The organism is Rathayibacter sp. VKM Ac-2929, assembly GCF_022815495.1.
GTDB classification, from domain to species: Bacteria; Actinomycetota; Actinomycetes; order Actinomycetales; family Microbacteriaceae; genus Rathayibacter; species Rathayibacter festucae.
The window spans coordinates 272,915-287,117 of record NZ_JALGRV010000004.1 but is presented as its reverse complement, the minus strand read 5'-3'; the positions used below and the strand labels follow the sequence as shown (position 1 = coordinate 287,117).

Below are 14,203 nucleotides of genomic sequence, written 5' to 3'. Positions count from 1 at the left end.
CGACGTCAGTGCGCCGCGACGTCCCAGTCGGAGCCGTGGCCGACCTGCACCTCGAGCGGGACGGAGAGATCGACCGCGCCGGCCATCCGCGCGCGGACGACCTCCTCGAGCACGTCCTCCTCGCCGGGGACCACGTCGAAGATGAGCTCGTCGTGCACCTGCAGCAGCATCCGCGACTCCAGGCCCTTCTCGCCGATGTCGGCCTGGACCCCGATCATCGCGATCTTCATGATGTCGGCGGCCGAGCCCTGGATCGGGGAGTTCAGCGCGGCGCGCTCCGCGTTGTCGCGGAGGACGCGGTTGCCGCTCTGGAGGTCGGGGAAGGGACGGCGGCGACCGAAGATCGTCTCGGTGTAGCCGGTCTCCCGCGCCTGCTCGACGACCGTGCGGAGGTAGTCGCGGACCGCGCCGAAGCGAACGAAGTAGTCGGTCATCAGCTGCTTCGCCTCGTTGCTGGAGATGCGCAGCTGCTTGGAGAGGCCGAAGGCGCTCAGTCCGTAGGCGAGCCCGTAGGACATCGCCTTGACCTTGTTGCGCATCGCCGAGGTGACGTCCGACGGCTCGACGCCGAAGATCCGCGCGCCGACGAAGCGGTGCAGGTCCTCGCCGCTGTGGAAGGCCTCGATCAGGCCGGCGTCGCCGGAGAGGTGCGCCATGATCCGCATCTCGATCTGCGAGTAGTCGGCGGTGATCAGGGTGCTCGCCTGCTCGCCGTGCACGAACGCGGTGCGGATGCGGCGGCCGACCTCGCTGCGGACCGGGATGTTCTGCAGGTTCGGGTCGTTCGACGAGATCCGCCCGGTCGCGGTGCCGGTCTGGTCGTAGCTGGTGTGGATCCTGCCGTCGGCGGTGACCGACTTCTCCAGCGTCTCGATGATCTGCTTGAGCTTGGTCGCGTCGCGGTGCTCGAGCAGGAGACCGAGGAACGGGTGCGGGTGCGACTCCTGCAGGTCCGCCAGGGCGGACGCGTCGGTCGTGTAGCCGGTCTTCGTCGCGCGGGTGCGCGGCATCGCCAGCTCCTCGAAGAGGACCTGCTGCAGCTGCTTGGGCGAGCCGAGGTTCATCTCGTGCCCGATCTCGGCGAAGGCGCGGTTCGCGAGGTCGACGGAGGTGGCGGTGAGCTCGCCGCGGAGGCGCGCGAGCACCTCGGCGTCGATCGCGACGCCGGTGAGCTCCATCGTCGCGAGGACCTGCACGATCGGCAGCTCGATGTCGACGAGCACCGAGAGCATGCCCTCGCCGAGCAGCTCGGTCTGCACGCCGACCAGGCGGTGCGCGTACCAGGCCTCGGTCGCGGGGCCGATCGGCGGGGCGGTCGGGACGAGCTGGTTCGGGTCGCCCTGGATCATCGCCTCGTCGAGGTACTGCTGGACCTGGGCCGGCAGCGTCGCCGCGTGACCGGTGGGCTGCAGGAGCCATGCCGCGATACGGGTGTCGAAGGCGAGTCCGGCCACCGGGAGCCCGGCCCGGCGCAGCGCCTTGACCTGCGGCTTGGCGTCGGCGAAGTACTTGGGGGCGTCGCTCGCGAGCCACTCCTCGAGCGCGGTGTAGTCGGGCCGGCCGGCCGCCCAGGGCACGAAGGCCGACTCCGCCTCGACCGACAGGCCGATGCCCTCGAGGCCGCCCTCGCCGAGCTGCACCTGCACGGCGACGGGCACGGTGCCGTTCGCAGAGACGCGGGCGAGCCAGTGCGCGAGCTCCTCGTCGACCAGGTTCCGCACGGCCGGAGCCGCGGTGACGACGGTGTCGCCGGCGAGCGCCTCCGCCGCGCCCTCGACGCCCTCGTCGGCGGCGATCGTGAGCACGCGCTCCTGCAGCGTCCTGAACTCGAGCCGGCTGAAGATCTCGCGGACCGCGTCCGGGTCGATCGGACGGCGGTCGAGGTCGTTCGGGCCGAGCGGCAGCTCGACGTCGGTGATCAGGCGGTTGAGCCGGCGGTTGCGGAGCGCGTTCTCCTTCTGCTCACGCAGCTTCTCGCCGACGACGCCCTTGATCTCGTCGGCGTGGGCGATGATGTCGGCGACGGTGCCGTACTGGTTGACCCACTTGGCGGCCGTCTTCGGGCCGACCTTGTCGACGCCGGGCAGATTGTCGCTCGTCTCGCCGACGAGCGCCGCGATCTCGGGGTACTGGTGCGGCTCGACGCCGTACTTCTCGAAGACCTTGTCGCGGTCGTAGCGGGTGAGCTGCGAGACGCCCTGGGTCGACGGGTAGAGCAGGGTGACGTCGGGAGTGACCAGCTGGATGGTGTCGCGGTCTCCCGAGACCACCAGCACGCGGAAGCCCGCCTCGGCGCCCTGGCGGGCGAGCGTGGCGAGGATGTCGTCGGCCTCGAAGTCCTCCTTCGAGACGGTGCGGATGTTCATCGCGTGCAGCGCCTCCTCGAGGAGGGGGACCTGGCCCTTGAACTCGGGCGGGGTCTCGCCGCGGGTGCCCTTGTACTCCGGGTACTCGCGGGTGCGGAACGAGTAGCGGGAGATGTCGAAGGCGACGCCGAGATGCGTCGGCTTCTCGTTCTTCAGCAGCAGGATCAGCATCGACAGGAAGCCGTGGATGGCGTTCGTGTGCTGCCCGTCGCGGGTCTGGAAGCTGTCGACCGGGAGGGCGTAGAACGCCCGGAACGCGAGCGAATGACCGTCGATGAGCAGGAGGGTAGGCTGTTCCGGATCTGACACAGGGCAAGACTACACAGCGCCTCCGACACCGGTTCGGGCCCGGTCCCGCCCGTCGGCGGAGGGCCTCCGGGAGGCCCAGCACGAGGAGCACCGTGACCGAATCCGCCCCCGCCGCCGCGACCGCCGCCCCCTGGGTCCGCCCGCCCGCCCTCGACCTCGAGGCGCACATCGGGCGCGGCATGGGCGAGCTCGCCGAGCGGATGGGCATCGTCTGGCACGAGCTCACCCCCGAGCACTCGGTCGCGTCGATGCCCGTCGAGGGCAACCGCCAGCCGGTCGGCATCCTGCACGGCGGCGCGCACGTCGTCCTCGCCGAGTCGATGGGCTCGATCGCCGCGAACGTGCACGCCGGCGCGGGACGCCTCGCGATGGGCATCGAGCTGAACGCGAGCCACAGCCGCTCGATCACCCACGGCCACGTGATCGCCACCTGCGACGCCATCCACCTCGGCTCCACCCTCACCACCCATGAGATCGTCGTCCGCGACGAGCAGGGCCGCCGCCTCAGCACCGTCCGCATCACGAACATCCTCCGCGACGCGCGCTGACCGCTCCGCTCAGTCCGCACCGGGGACGACGGCGACGACGACGGAGCCGAGCACGAGGACCGTGCCCGCCGTCGCGACGAGGGGCTTCGGCGAGTCCACGGCGACCGCCAGGAGCGCCCCCGCGAGAGCGACCGTCACCTCCGCCGAGCACGCGACGACCATCGGTCGCGCCGCCGTGCGCTCCAGCAGCCACGAGTCCTCGACGGCCGGGAAGGCTCGGGGCAGGAGCGCGAGGAGGGAGACGACGACCGGGAGGACCACCAGCGGCGGTGTCCGCCCCAGCTCCGGCAGGCAGGCGCCCAGCATGAGCTCGAGCACGACGGTCGCCGTGACGAGCAGCAGTCCGAGCCTGGACCGGGACGCGCGCCGGGTCGACTCCCGTGATCGGTTCGCAGGGCGCAACGAAAGACTCCCCCGTCTGAGGACGGGTCCTGCACCCGTGCCTCGTCCGTTCTCGCGGCGGCCCGCCTCGGCCGTACAGCCCTGTCGTCGGACGTGAGCTGAATGGCGCGGGCCGCCCGCGGGCCGGCGGACGACGGGCTCCGCTAGGGCGTGCCCGCACCGCCGACCCCGGCCGCGCAAGCGCGACGGGCGACCCGGGCGCTTGCGGGCGACCTCACACGCTGGCCGTTCCGTTCAGGGCGCGGTGGGAACGGTCACGACGACGACCGACCCGATGACGAGCATCAGCCCCGCCGCGACCAGGATCGGCGCCTGAGAATCGACGAGGGGTGCCAGCGTCGCCCCCACGAGCCCGACAGCACCCTGGGAGTAGTACGAAGCAGATGTCGCTCGGGGCGTCGTCCGCTCGAGAAGCCACGATCTCTCGACCAGCGGAATCGCTCGGGGAACGAATGCCAGCAGCGGGACCATGACGAGAAGCGTCACCAGGGGAGAGGAGTGCCGTACCTCGGGGAATACCGCCCCGATGATGAAGAACGACACCAGGCACACCGTGAAGACGATCAAGCCGAGCCTCGATCGAGGTGCACCCCATCGTGTCTCGGGTGTCGTCGACGTCTTTCTCATGGAATCACTCCTTGCAGGGCTCGCTGACGGGGAACGAAGCCACCGCCACATAGTGCAGATGACGGATGCCGACGCACTTGCCCTCGTCCTCGGCACGATTGGCGGCATCGATCGCGACCGCCGCCCCCAGCTCGCACGCCCAGCTGGCGCCACCGCAGATGAGGGCCAACACGACCGTCACGGCACCGGACTCGCTAGCCAGACGGTGAGTGTCGGAACGGCTCAGCAGAAGGGTGCAGAAGGCCGCATCGCATTCCAGACTCGGATCGGCGACGACGGGATAGGTGGCTCCCGCGTGCTGCACGTGCTGGACGACGACGGCGCCGTCGACCTCGTACCAGGTGTCGACAGGAGCACCGTCGGCGTCGACCGCCCACGGTTCCGCGATCGTGTTGACGACGTTCCCGAGCGAGTCGGAGACGGTGATGCTGCCACCGCTCGTGAGCTCGAGGTGCGCATCAGCGCCCGCAGCGGTGACCGCGAAGCGGTACTCCTCCGGCGCCTCCGCTCCCTTGACGACCACGTAGCCGGCGGCGGCCGCGGCCCTCTCAGAGCTGGTGAGCACGTAGTCGGCGTGCTCGCCCTCGTAGAGGAGGACACCGGGCTGCACCTCCTCTCCGGTCGATTCCGTCACCGGTGCCAGCGACAGGGACCCCTGCGGAGTGGACACCGTCAGACCATCGACATCGTCGAGTTCCTCGGAGGCGAGGTCACGCCCTCCTTCCGAGTGGATCCCCTCGTGCGAGGGCACGGACTCGTCCGCGACGAAGTCCGCTTCGGGTCCCGTCGCTCCGGAAGCCAGGAGGTCACGCTCGTCCAGGGCGTCCAGCGCGTCCCTGCCGTTCTCGGCGGTACTCGCCGCCGACGACTCCGACAGCGATCGTGGACTCGCCTCCGCAGGGGCGCTCCCGAGCGCAGCGGCCGCGAAGACGAGAGCGGTGAGAAGAACGGAGGAAGGCCTTGTCAGTGTTTTCATCGTGCGCTCCATTGCGTCGACATCGCACGAGAAAGCTTGCACCTGCGGTCGCTGGGCCTCGTCGAACTCGAACGATGATCTCTCCACCCGGATGCCTCGGCGTCTTCGTCGGAGAAGGCGGGTTACCTCTGCGACACTCGAATACCATTCGGGTATGGCATTGATAGCAATGAGATCCGACCGGGTGCAACCGCTGTCGCCCTGTGCCGGTCGTCACGCGACAGAGCCGGAGCAGTTCGCTGCTCCGGCTGCTCCGGACGAGGAGGCCGCGACGGGTCCGCAAGCCCCCGCCGCCGCGGGACGGGCGACCTAGGCTCGGGGCGTGACCTTCCGCGATCTGCTGCGCTCCCTGCCGTCCATGCCGTCCGAGCTGCCCGACTTCGAGGTGGAGGCGGCGCCCGCCGATCCCGTCGAGCTGTTCGGGCAGTGGCTGGAGGCGGCGAAGGACGCCGGCCAGCTCCTCCCCCACGGCGCGACGCTCTCGACCGCCGACGCCGACGGGACCGTCTCGGCGCGGGTGCTCGTGCTGCGCGACATCGACGACGCCGGCTGGGCGTTCTCGACCCACGCCTCCAGCCCCAAGGGGCGCGCGATGGCGGCGAACCCGCACGCCGCGCTGACCTTCTTCTGGCCGGTGCAGGGCCGGCAGGTCCGGGTGGAGGGCCGCGTCGAGCGCGCGTCCGCCGAGGAGTCGAAGAAGGACTTCCAGCGGCGCTCGGAGGCCGCGCGCACGGCACTGCTGGTCGGCCGGCAGAGCGAGCCGATGAAGCGCGCCGAGGACTTCGACCTGGTGACGCTGCAGACCGGCGTCGCCGTCGCCTGCTCCCCCGCGACGCTCGACCGCGACTGGGCCGTCTATCGCGTCGTGCCCGAGCGGATCGAGTTCTGGCAGGGCTCGACCAGGGCGGAGCAGGACCACACCCGCCTGCTGTACAGCGCGACGGGCGCTGCGGGGGCGACGGACGCGGGAACGACGCAGGCGGGCGGCTCCCCGTGGGAGCGCACCCGCCTCTGGCCGTGACGGCGCGGCCCTCGGACCGCCGCCGCCCTACTTCTTGGGGCTGAGCTGCTCGATGATCGCCTGGGCGACGTCGTGCATGGTGAGGCGGCGGTCCATCGACGCCTTCTGGATCCAGCGGAACGCCTCGGGCTCGGAGAGGCCCATCTTCTCGTTGAGCAGGCCCTTGGCGCGGTCGACGAGCTTGCGGGTCTCGAAGCGCTCGACCATGTCGGCGACCTCGGCCTCGAGGGTGAGGATCTGGGCGTAGCGGGAGAGGGCGATCTCGATCGCCGGCAGCAGGTCGTTCGGCGTGAACGGCTTGACCACGTAGGCCAGCGCGCCGGCCTCGCTCGCGCGCTCGACCAGCTCCTTCTGGCTGAACGCGGTCAGCAGGACGACCGGAGCGATGTGCGCCTTCGAGAGGCGCTCGGCGGCGGAGATGCCGTCGAGCTGGGGCATCTTCACGTCCATGATCACCAGATCTGGACGCAGCTCGGTGGCGAGGGCCACGGCCGTCTCGCCGTCGCCCGCCTCACCGACGACCTCGAAGCCGTTGTCGCGGAGGATCTCCACGATGTCCATGCGGATGAGCGATTCGTCCTCTGCGACGACGACCCGACGGGGTGCGGTCTGCGGAGTTTCCTGGTCTGTCACGCCGAAGAGCCTACGGTATTCTCGACAGGCTCGTGATGAGCCGGTGTGGCGGAATGGCAGACGCGGGGCACTCAAAATGCTCTGTCCGAGAGGGCTTGTGGGTTCGAGTCCCACCACCGGTACCGCAGGCGCCCCGCGCGCGTCGCCGCTTCGCTAGCGTCGTCGGATGGACCATTCCTCGGCGGCCTGGCCGCTCTTCTCCCTCGTGCTGCGCACGCCGCGCCTCGAGCTGCACCCGGTCCGCGACGCCGATCTGCCGGCCCTCGCCGCGGCCGCCGTCGCCGGGATCCACGAGCCCGGCCGCTCGCCGTTCCCCGCGGCCTGGGCCGAAGTGCCTGCCGAGCAGCTGCCCGCCGATCTCGCCCGCTACCAGTGGTCGCTCCGTGCAGCGACGCGGCCGGACTCCTGGCGCGTGGCCTTCGCGATCGTCGAGGACGGCGCGGTGATCGGCTGCCAGGACCTGCTCGCCGACGAGTTCGCGGCGCGGCGCACCGTCTCCTCCGGCTCGTGGCTCACGCGCGCGGCGCAGGGGCGCGGTCTCGGCCGGGAGATGCGGGCGGCGGCCCTCCTGCTCGCCTTCGACCACCTCGGTGCGGAGGTGGCAGAGAGCAGCGCGCTGGCGTGGAACACGGCGTCGATCCGGGTGTCGACCGGGCTCGGCTACGAGCCCAACGGCACCCAGCGCACGGTCGGCGCCGACGGAGTGGCGGTCGAGGAGATCCGGTTCCGCGTCACGCCCGACACCTTCCGCCGCCCGGAGTGGGAGCTCGAGGTGTCCGGTCTCGAGGCGGCCCGTGCGCTCCTGATCGCCGAGCCGGCGGCGGACTCCTAGCGAGACACCGACCGGGCCGAGCCGCTCAGAACTCCGCGAGGCTCCCGCGCAGACCGCCCCCGGGGTACTCCCGCCGCAGGATCCCGCGGCGGCGCAGGATCGGCACCAGCTCGTCGAGCATCCGGTGCAGCGTCACCGGGTGGAAGTCACCGGAGAACGCGAAGCCGTCGTTGTCCGCGTCGTCGCCGAGCTCCTGGACGAAGTCGGCGACCTCCTCCGCGGTGCCCACCACGCCGCTGCGATCGGCGATCAGCCCGAGCCGCGCCTTGGCGGTGAGCAGGGCGCGCAGCGGGGCGTCGGCATCGGCACCGCCGTAGAGGCCGGCGATGCTGCCGCGCGAGACGTGCTCGCCGAAGACCGACGGGTCGACCGGGCGGTCGAGGTCCAGCGCGGTCAGGTCGGTCTCGAGGTCGCTCGACCAGGCGGCCGCCGCGGTGAGCAGCGCCGCGTCGTCGGGGTGCGCGGAGGCGTCGACGAGGCGCTGCGCCTCCTCCCGGCTCGAGACGATGATCGGCTTGAAGACGAACAGGATCGTGAGGTCGTCGGGGTTCCGGCCGTGCGCGGCGGCCGCGGCGCGAGCCCGCTCGCGGTAGGCGCGGACCGTCGCGGTGTCGAGCGAGGCGAGGGCCAGCTGGATCTCGGACTGCGCGCCGGCGAAGTCGATGCCGCGCGGCGAGCCGCCGGGCGAGACGATGACCGGCTCGCCCGGGCCGGCGGCGGCCCCCGCCGAAGACCCGGTGCCGAACGGCAGCGCGTTCAGCGGGCCGTCGAAGGAGTAGTGCGTCCCGCGGTGGTGCAGGGCGTGCAGCCGGTCGCCGTCGGCGAAACGGCCGGTCGCCTCGTCCTGGATCAGCGCGCCGTCGTCCCAGCTGCGCCAGAGCTCGCGCAGCGAGTCGAGCCACTCGTGCGCGCGGTCGTAGGCGCCGTCGTGCGGCAGCGGCTCGAGGCCGAAGTGCCGGCTGCTGCCGACGTCGGTCACCACGTTCAGGCCGAGGCGCCCGCCGCTGAGGTGCTGGAGCGTGGCGAACTGGCGGGCCGCCTGGTACGGGCTGTAGGCCATCGGATTGACGGTCGGCGCGACGCCGAGGTGCTGCGTCGCCTCGAAGAGCGACGGCGCGAGCAGCAGCGGGTCGTGCTTGGGCCCGCCGTAGGCGCGGCGGATGCGGAGGTCGAGGGTGCCGGCGTTCCCGAGCGAGAGCGCGTCCTCGATGATGACCAGGTCGAAGCCGGCCTGCTCGAGCTCGCGAGCGCTGCGCCGGTAGACCTCCGCCGTCGTCCAGGAGTGGTCCCACTCCCAGCCGGGCTGCCCCCAGGCCTGCGGCCCGAAGCCGCGGGAGAGGAACCAGGCGAAGTGCTGCGGCCGGCTCACGACGCCTCCGCCAGCACGAGCGGCCGGACGGCCGCGGCGCGCAGCCCGAGCTCGAGGTCGGCGAGGAGGTCCTCGACGTCCTCGATGCCGATGGAGAGCCGCAGCAGACCGGGGCCGATCCCCGCGGCCTCGAGCTGCTCGGCGGTGCGGCCGACGTGCGTGGTCGAGGCCGGGTGCAGCACGAGCGAGCGGACGTCGCCGAGGTGGGTCATCCGGGTGAAGAGGCCGAGGGCGTCGGAGAAGCGGCGCGCCGCCTCCTCGCCGCCGTGCAGCGTGAAGGAGAAGACCGAGCCCTGCCCGCGCGGCAGCAGGCGGCGGGCGAGCGCGTGCGAGGGGCTGGAGGCGAGTCCGCTGTAGTCGACGCTCGCGACCTCGGGCCGCTCCTCCAGCCAGCGCGCGACGGCGAGGGCGCTGCGCGACTGGTGGCGGACCCGCAGCGACAGCGTCTCGAGGCCCTGCTCGAGCAGGAAAGCGGTGAGCGGCGAGACGGTCGGCCCCATCCGACCGGCGACGACGTGGCGGGCGTAGTCGGCGAAGGCGCGCTCGGGGTCGCCACCGCGCTCGATCGCGGCGGCGAGGTGCGGATAGTGCGGCGTGCGCCAGTCGAAGCGGCCGCCGTCCACGATCACGCCGGCGATGACGGCGCCGTGCCCGGCCAGGAACTTGCTCGCCGAGTGCACGACGATGTCGGCCCCGTGCTCGAGCGGGCGGAGGAGGTACGGGGTCGCGAAGGTGTTGTCGACGACGACGGGGACACCGGCGCGGTGCGCGACCTCGGCGACGAGCCGGACGTCCACCACGTCGTTGCGCGGATTCGGGATCGACTCGATCAGGACGGCGCGGGTGCGCGGGGTGATCGCGGCGGCCCAGGCGAGCGGGTCGTCGGCGTCCTCGACGAACGTGGCGCCGACGCCGAGGCGGGCGAGGTTCTCCAGCAGGAGGTTGCGGGTGCCCTCGTAGAGGCTCGCGGCGGCGACCACGTGGTCTCCGGCCGAGGCGAGCGCGAGCAGGGCGACCGAGACGGCCGCCTGACCGCTGCCGACCAGGAGCGCCTCGACGCCGCCCTCGAGGGCGGCGAGGCGGCGCTCGACGGCGTCGGTGGTCGGGTTGCCGACCCGCGTGTAGGTGTAGCCGTCCGCGCCGGCGAAGCGGTCGCGCGCCTCGTCGAAGGAGTCGAAGCTGAAGCCGGCCGTGAGGTAGATCGGGGTGCGCCGCGCGTGCAGCGCGTCCTCGACCGCTCCGGCGTGCAGCTGCCGGGTCGAGAAGCCCCAGCCGTCCTCGCTCGCGTGCCCGTGCCGTGCCATGATCCGCCTCCCTCGTGCCCGCCCTCCGGCAGTGGGCACCACCGTGGCAGAGGAGGAGGGCGGCGCGTCGGGCGGTTACCCGGCGTTACGACGGAGCCGCCGGAGCGTCACCAGAACATCGTCCCCGGCGCGCCCTTGAACGGTCCGACCACGCGGGAGGTGATCCAGCCGCCGTAGAAGTCCCCCGGCTGCGGCTGCACGGTCTCGCCGTCGACGGTGCAGGAGTCCATCCGCCCCGGGTAGAGCGCGACCGTGTCGACGAGCTGCTCGAAGCCCGGCATCGGCTCGGGGTAGATCCAGCCGGCCGCCTCGGCGACGGCCTCGCCGCCGCGCACCGTCAGGTAGGAGGCCGCGCCCTTGAACTCGCAGATGCTGCGACCGGGGGCGGGCTCGAGCGCGCCGTCGGCGAACGCGCTGCGCGGCAGGTAGTAGACGGGCGGGTGGCTGGTCTCGAGGACGCGGAACGCCTCCCGGGTGTCGGCGACGACGACGCCGCCGAGCCGGACCACGACGTGCTCGGCGGTCGGCTCGACCCTGGGCGGTCGCGGGTAGTCCCAGACGGATTCCTGTCCCTCGGCGGGGGGTGTGCGCTTCATCCGGCCCACGCTACGCGGGCCCGCCCCAGCGCCTCGCCCGCTCCCAGGCGATGCGCGGCCGGGCACGTCGGAGGTCCGCGGATCACCGCCGGGACGGCACGGGGTCGCCGCGGTCGCGTAACGTCGACCTTGCGCCGGAATCCCGAGACCGCGCGCAGAAGGATTACACGCGTGCCCGAAGAATGCATCCACGGTCTGGACATCGCTCTCTGCGACGTCTGCTCCCCCGCCAAGCTCCCCGAGCCGCAGGGCCGCACCCGGGCTCCGGTGCGCGTGCCCGGCACGTCCCGCGCGGCCACCGCTCGCGCCGCCGCCCGCGGCACCGCCCGCGAGAAGCCGCTCCCGCAGGTGGACATCACCGCGCAGCGCATCTACCACGTGACCCACCTCGACAACCTCGAGGCGATCGTCGCCGCCGGCGCCGTCCTGGCCGACCAGAACCTCGAAGGCCGCCCCGCGGTCGACGTCAGCGCCGAGACGACCCGCGAGCACCGCCGCGCCGTCCAGGTCAAGGACGGCGTCAGCGTCGCCGGCTACGTCCCGTTCTTCCTCTCCCCCGACGCCGCGCTCTGGGCCGACCTCCGCGGCGACCGCGTGCTCCCGCACTGGTCGCCCCGCGCGCACACCACCACCGCGTCGCAGTTCGTCGTCCTGGTCGGCTCGCTGTCCTCCGCGCCCGTGCTGAGCGACGGCGACGCGTCGCACGTGCTCACCCGCTTCACCGAGGGCGACGCGCTCGTGCGCACCTTCGCGCGGCTCCTCGTCGACGAGCCCGCCCTGCGCAGCGCCGAGGCGCTCGTGCCGGACCGCTTCCCGATCGAGGAGATCGCCGTCGTCGGCGTGCCGTCCGTCACGATGAAGAACAAGGTCAAGGCGATGTTCGAGAACAGCGGGGCCTCTCCCCGCGTCGCGGTCTACCCGCCCTGGTTCCACCCGGTCGCCGAAGAGGAGTGACGCAGCGGAGTGACGCTGCGGAGTGACGCGGCGGAGCCGGCCGGAGCGGTCGGCTCCTACGCCCCCTCGAGCAGGTCGAGCCGGTCGGCGAGGTAGCGCTCGAGCGGCATGAGTCCCTGCTCGCCGAGGCCGGGTGCCCAGCGGACCACCACCCGTGCGCCGCGGAGCGACAGCGGCTCCTGACCGGCGGCGAGGCTCTCGGCGTCGATCGCCAGGCGGCGCCAGCCGTGGTTGACGATCTCGCCCTCCTGGAAGGGTCCGTCGAAGGCGGCCTTCCGGATCTCCCGGCGCGCCTCCTGCGACTCCGACTGGTTGTTGGCGTGCAGCGGGGCCACGGAGCGGGTCACCGAGCCGGTCGCGAAGACGTCGCCGTCGTGCCCGAGCAGCAGGACGCCGAGTCGCCAGGCCCGGGTGACCGGGGCCATCACGGGCGCGCGGCGGAAGCCGAGGATCGCGCGCGGCCGGCGGAGCTCGGCGAGGGCCTGATCGGGCACACCGCGGAGCTCGAGCTCGACGACGGTCTGCGCGAGCAGCTCCTGCAGCGCGGCGGCGGCTCTCGTCGCCTCGTCCGATGCCGTCATCGACCGCGCTCCCGTCCGCTCCCCTGCGCGCGACCGCGTCCGGCCGGCTCCACCAGCCTAGGACGGCTGACGGCGGCCGCGAGCCGGGGCCCGGAGACGCCGACGGCGCGCCCGCCCCGGAGGGTGGACGCGCCGTCGGGCGGATCAGATCGCCGAGGCGAGGACCTCGTCGAGCTTCGCGGAGGCCTCCTCGTCCGTGGCCTTCAGCGCGAGCGAGAGCTCCGAGACCAGGATCTGGCGGGCCTTCAGCAGCATGCGCTTCTCGCCGGCCGAGACTCCGCCGGCCTGCTCGCGGCGCCACAGGTCGCGGACGACCTCGCTGACGCGGTAGACGCTGCCGCTCGCCATCTTCTCCTGGTTGGCCTTGAACCGGCGCGACCAGTTGCTGGCCTCCTCGGCCACGTCGCTGCGGAGCACGTCGTAGACGGCCTGCACGCCGGCGTCGTCGATGATCTCGCGGACCCCCACGAGCTCGGCGTTCTCGACGGGCAGGGTGATCGTGAGCTCGCTGGTGTGCACGTTCATCGTCATGAACGTCTTCTCGACGCCCTTGACCGAGCGCTTCTCGAGCCCGGTGATCGTCACCGCTCCGTGGTGCGGGTAGACCAGGGTCTCGCCGACCTCGAATGTCATCATGTCGTGCCTTTCATCGTGGGGCGTGGTGGGAGGGAGGAGGAGTCCGGGGCCCGCAGCGGCGCGTCGGCCAGCCAGGGCGGGAGGAGCGCGACGAGCTGCTCGACGAGCTCCTCGTCGGTGCCGTCGAGTCCGCCCGCGAGCCAGGCGCCGACCACGGCGAGCACGCCGCCGGCCGCGAAGGTCGCCGTCAGCTCGGGGTCGACGCCGGCCGGGGCGTCGACGCGGGCGAGCACCTCGCGGTGGAGGGCGAGCACGGTGTCGAGGACGGCGTCGTCCGAGGCGACCCGGGCCGAGGCGCGGGCGCGGAGCCGGGCGTGGAAGGCGTGCCGGTCGACCAGCCGGTCGACGAGGCGGACGTAGCCGCGGCGGAGCGCGCGGGCGCCGGTGCGGTCCGCGGGGTCGGGAGCGGCGACGTCCGCGACGACGAGGTCCTCGCGGAGGAGGGCGGAGGCGACAGCGGCCGCGTCCTCGAAGTGCGAGTAGAACGAGCTGCGGCTGATGCCGGCCTCGCGGACGATGTCGCTGACCGCGATGCCCTCGGCACGGCCGCCGTCGGTCTGCATGACGAGCCGCTCGACCGCGTCGAAGACCCGGCGCCGGGTGCGGCGCGTGCGCGGATCGGCCGACGCGGGCCCCGGGGTGACGGGTGCCTCCACTCCGTGCGGAGAGGCGGCTCGAGCGGAAGACATCTCCGACAGTCTACCACTTCCCGGACAGGTGTTCGGAAAACCCGGAGAACTGGTGTGCCGGTCGACTCCGGCTCGCGAGAAGCGGTTCGGCACGCGGGATCCGGTGGATCCGTCGTGCCCGACGCGTTTCAGCGAGCCGGAGGCGTGCGCGGCTGCTCGCGCCATCACCTGTGGCACGCGGAACCGGCCTCGGCACGCGGAGACCAGCAGGTACGGCGAGCCGAGCGTCATTCCGCGAGCCGAACCTGCCCGCGGCTACTCCCCCACCACCTCCGGCTCGCGAGACCGCCTTCGGCACGCGGGAACGAGCCGATCCGACGTGCCGGACGTGAATCCGCGAGCCGAACGGGTACGCGGCCA

At 72.4% G+C, this 14,203-nt stretch carries 15 protein-coding genes and 1 tRNA gene; 5 read left to right on the top strand and 11 right to left on the bottom strand.

What is annotated here, in order from left to right:
- Positions 1-5: 5 nt before the first annotated feature.
- Positions 6-2,675, bottom strand: coding sequence for a DNA polymerase I (gene polA, locus MT355_RS13910; protein WP_243599970.1), 2,670 nt, complete (start codon positions 2,673-2,675; stop codon positions 6-8).
- A 92-nt stretch (positions 2,676-2,767) separates the two neighbouring features.
- Here polA and MT355_RS13905 point away from each other — a divergent pair, with 92 nt between their 5' ends.
- Positions 2,768-3,223, top strand: a complete 456-nt coding sequence (locus MT355_RS13905; protein WP_374204658.1) for a PaaI family thioesterase — start codon at positions 2,768-2,770, stop codon at positions 3,221-3,223.
- Between the two features lie 9 nt (positions 3,224-3,232).
- Here the strand turns inward: MT355_RS13905 and MT355_RS13900 are convergent, their stop codons facing one another.
- The 3 genes from MT355_RS13900 to MT355_RS13890 all read right to left on the bottom strand — a co-directional run bounded on the left by MT355_RS13900 (position 3,233) and on the right by MT355_RS13890 (position 5,315).
- The gene (locus MT355_RS13900) at positions 3,233-3,541 is read right to left on the bottom strand and encodes a hypothetical protein (protein WP_243599969.1); all 309 of its coding nucleotides are present in this window, start codon (positions 3,539-3,541) and stop codon (positions 3,233-3,235) included.
- Positions 3,542-3,859: 318 nt separating this feature from the next.
- Positions 3,860-4,252, bottom strand: a complete 393-nt coding sequence (locus MT355_RS13895) for a hypothetical protein (RefSeq protein WP_243599968.1) — start codon at positions 4,250-4,252, stop codon at positions 3,860-3,862.
- Between the two features lie 4 nt (positions 4,253-4,256).
- A complete protein-coding gene (locus tag MT355_RS13890; protein WP_243599967.1) occupies positions 4,257-5,315 on the bottom strand; it encodes a hypothetical protein in 1,059 nt (352 codons plus the stop codon).
- Between the two features lie 235 nt (positions 5,316-5,550).
- On the opposite strand from MT355_RS13890, the gene MT355_RS13885 reads away from it, so the two are divergent.
- Entirely contained in the window at positions 5,551-6,249 is a 699-nt protein-coding gene (locus MT355_RS13885) for a pyridoxal 5'-phosphate synthase (protein WP_243599966.1), read from the top strand.
- 27 nt (positions 6,250-6,276) lie between these two features.
- Here MT355_RS13885 and MT355_RS13880 read toward each other — a convergent pair whose 3' ends face one another.
- The gene (locus tag MT355_RS13880) at positions 6,277-6,882 is read right to left on the bottom strand and encodes an ANTAR domain-containing response regulator (RefSeq protein WP_123446252.1); all 606 of its coding nucleotides are present in this window, start codon (positions 6,880-6,882) and stop codon (positions 6,277-6,279) included.
- 39 nt (positions 6,883-6,921) lie between these two features.
- Here MT355_RS13880 and MT355_RS13875 point away from each other — a divergent pair.
- Both MT355_RS13875 and MT355_RS13870 read left to right on the top strand, forming a co-directional pair.
- Positions 6,922-7,004 (top strand) — tRNA-Leu (locus MT355_RS13875).
- A 44-nt stretch (positions 7,005-7,048) separates the two neighbouring features.
- On the top strand, positions 7,049-7,714 hold the full coding sequence (locus MT355_RS13870) for a GNAT family N-acetyltransferase (protein WP_243599965.1): 666 nt from the start codon (positions 7,049-7,051) through the stop codon (positions 7,712-7,714).
- 25 nt (positions 7,715-7,739) lie between these two features.
- Here MT355_RS13870 and MT355_RS13865 read toward each other — a convergent pair whose 3' ends face one another.
- From MT355_RS13865 to MT355_RS13855, 3 genes are all read right to left on the bottom strand, one after another.
- Entirely contained in the window at positions 7,740-9,083 is a 1,344-nt protein-coding gene (locus tag MT355_RS13865; RefSeq protein WP_243599964.1) for an NtaA/DmoA family FMN-dependent monooxygenase, read from the bottom strand.
- Positions 9,080-10,387: an O-acetylhomoserine aminocarboxypropyltransferase/cysteine synthase family protein gene (locus tag MT355_RS13860; RefSeq protein WP_243599963.1), complete on the bottom strand. Its 1,308-nt coding sequence runs from the start codon at positions 10,385-10,387 to the stop codon at positions 9,080-9,082. Before MT355_RS13860 ends, MT355_RS13865 begins: the two co-directional genes overlap by 4 nt.
- Before the next feature lie 107 nt (positions 10,388-10,494).
- Positions 10,495-10,983 (bottom strand): DUF427 domain-containing protein, encoded by a 489-nt coding sequence (locus MT355_RS13855; protein WP_243599962.1) that lies wholly within the window; start codon positions 10,981-10,983, stop codon positions 10,495-10,497.
- Between the two features lie 171 nt (positions 10,984-11,154).
- On the opposite strand from MT355_RS13855, the gene MT355_RS13850 reads away from it, so the two are divergent.
- On the top strand, positions 11,155-11,937 hold the full coding sequence (locus MT355_RS13850) for a DarT ssDNA thymidine ADP-ribosyltransferase family protein (protein WP_159422559.1): 783 nt from the start codon (positions 11,155-11,157) through the stop codon (positions 11,935-11,937).
- Positions 11,938-11,993: 56 nt separating this feature from the next.
- On the opposite strand, the gene MT355_RS13845 is transcribed toward MT355_RS13850, so the two are convergent.
- The 3 genes from MT355_RS13845 to MT355_RS13835 all read right to left on the bottom strand — a co-directional run bounded on the left by MT355_RS13845 (position 11,994) and on the right by MT355_RS13835 (position 13,843).
- The gene (locus MT355_RS13845) at positions 11,994-12,518 is read right to left on the bottom strand and encodes a hypothetical protein (protein WP_243599961.1); all 525 of its coding nucleotides are present in this window, start codon (positions 12,516-12,518) and stop codon (positions 11,994-11,996) included.
- A 144-nt stretch (positions 12,519-12,662) separates the two neighbouring features.
- Positions 12,663-13,151 (bottom strand): CarD family transcriptional regulator, encoded by a 489-nt coding sequence (locus tag MT355_RS13840; protein ID WP_123446565.1) that lies wholly within the window; start codon positions 13,149-13,151, stop codon positions 12,663-12,665.
- Positions 13,151-13,843, bottom strand: coding sequence for a TetR/AcrR family transcriptional regulator (locus MT355_RS13835; RefSeq protein ID WP_123446246.1), 693 nt, complete (start codon positions 13,841-13,843; stop codon positions 13,151-13,153). Before MT355_RS13835 ends, MT355_RS13840 begins: the two co-directional genes overlap by 1 nt.
- Positions 13,844-14,203: the final 360 nt, after the last annotated feature.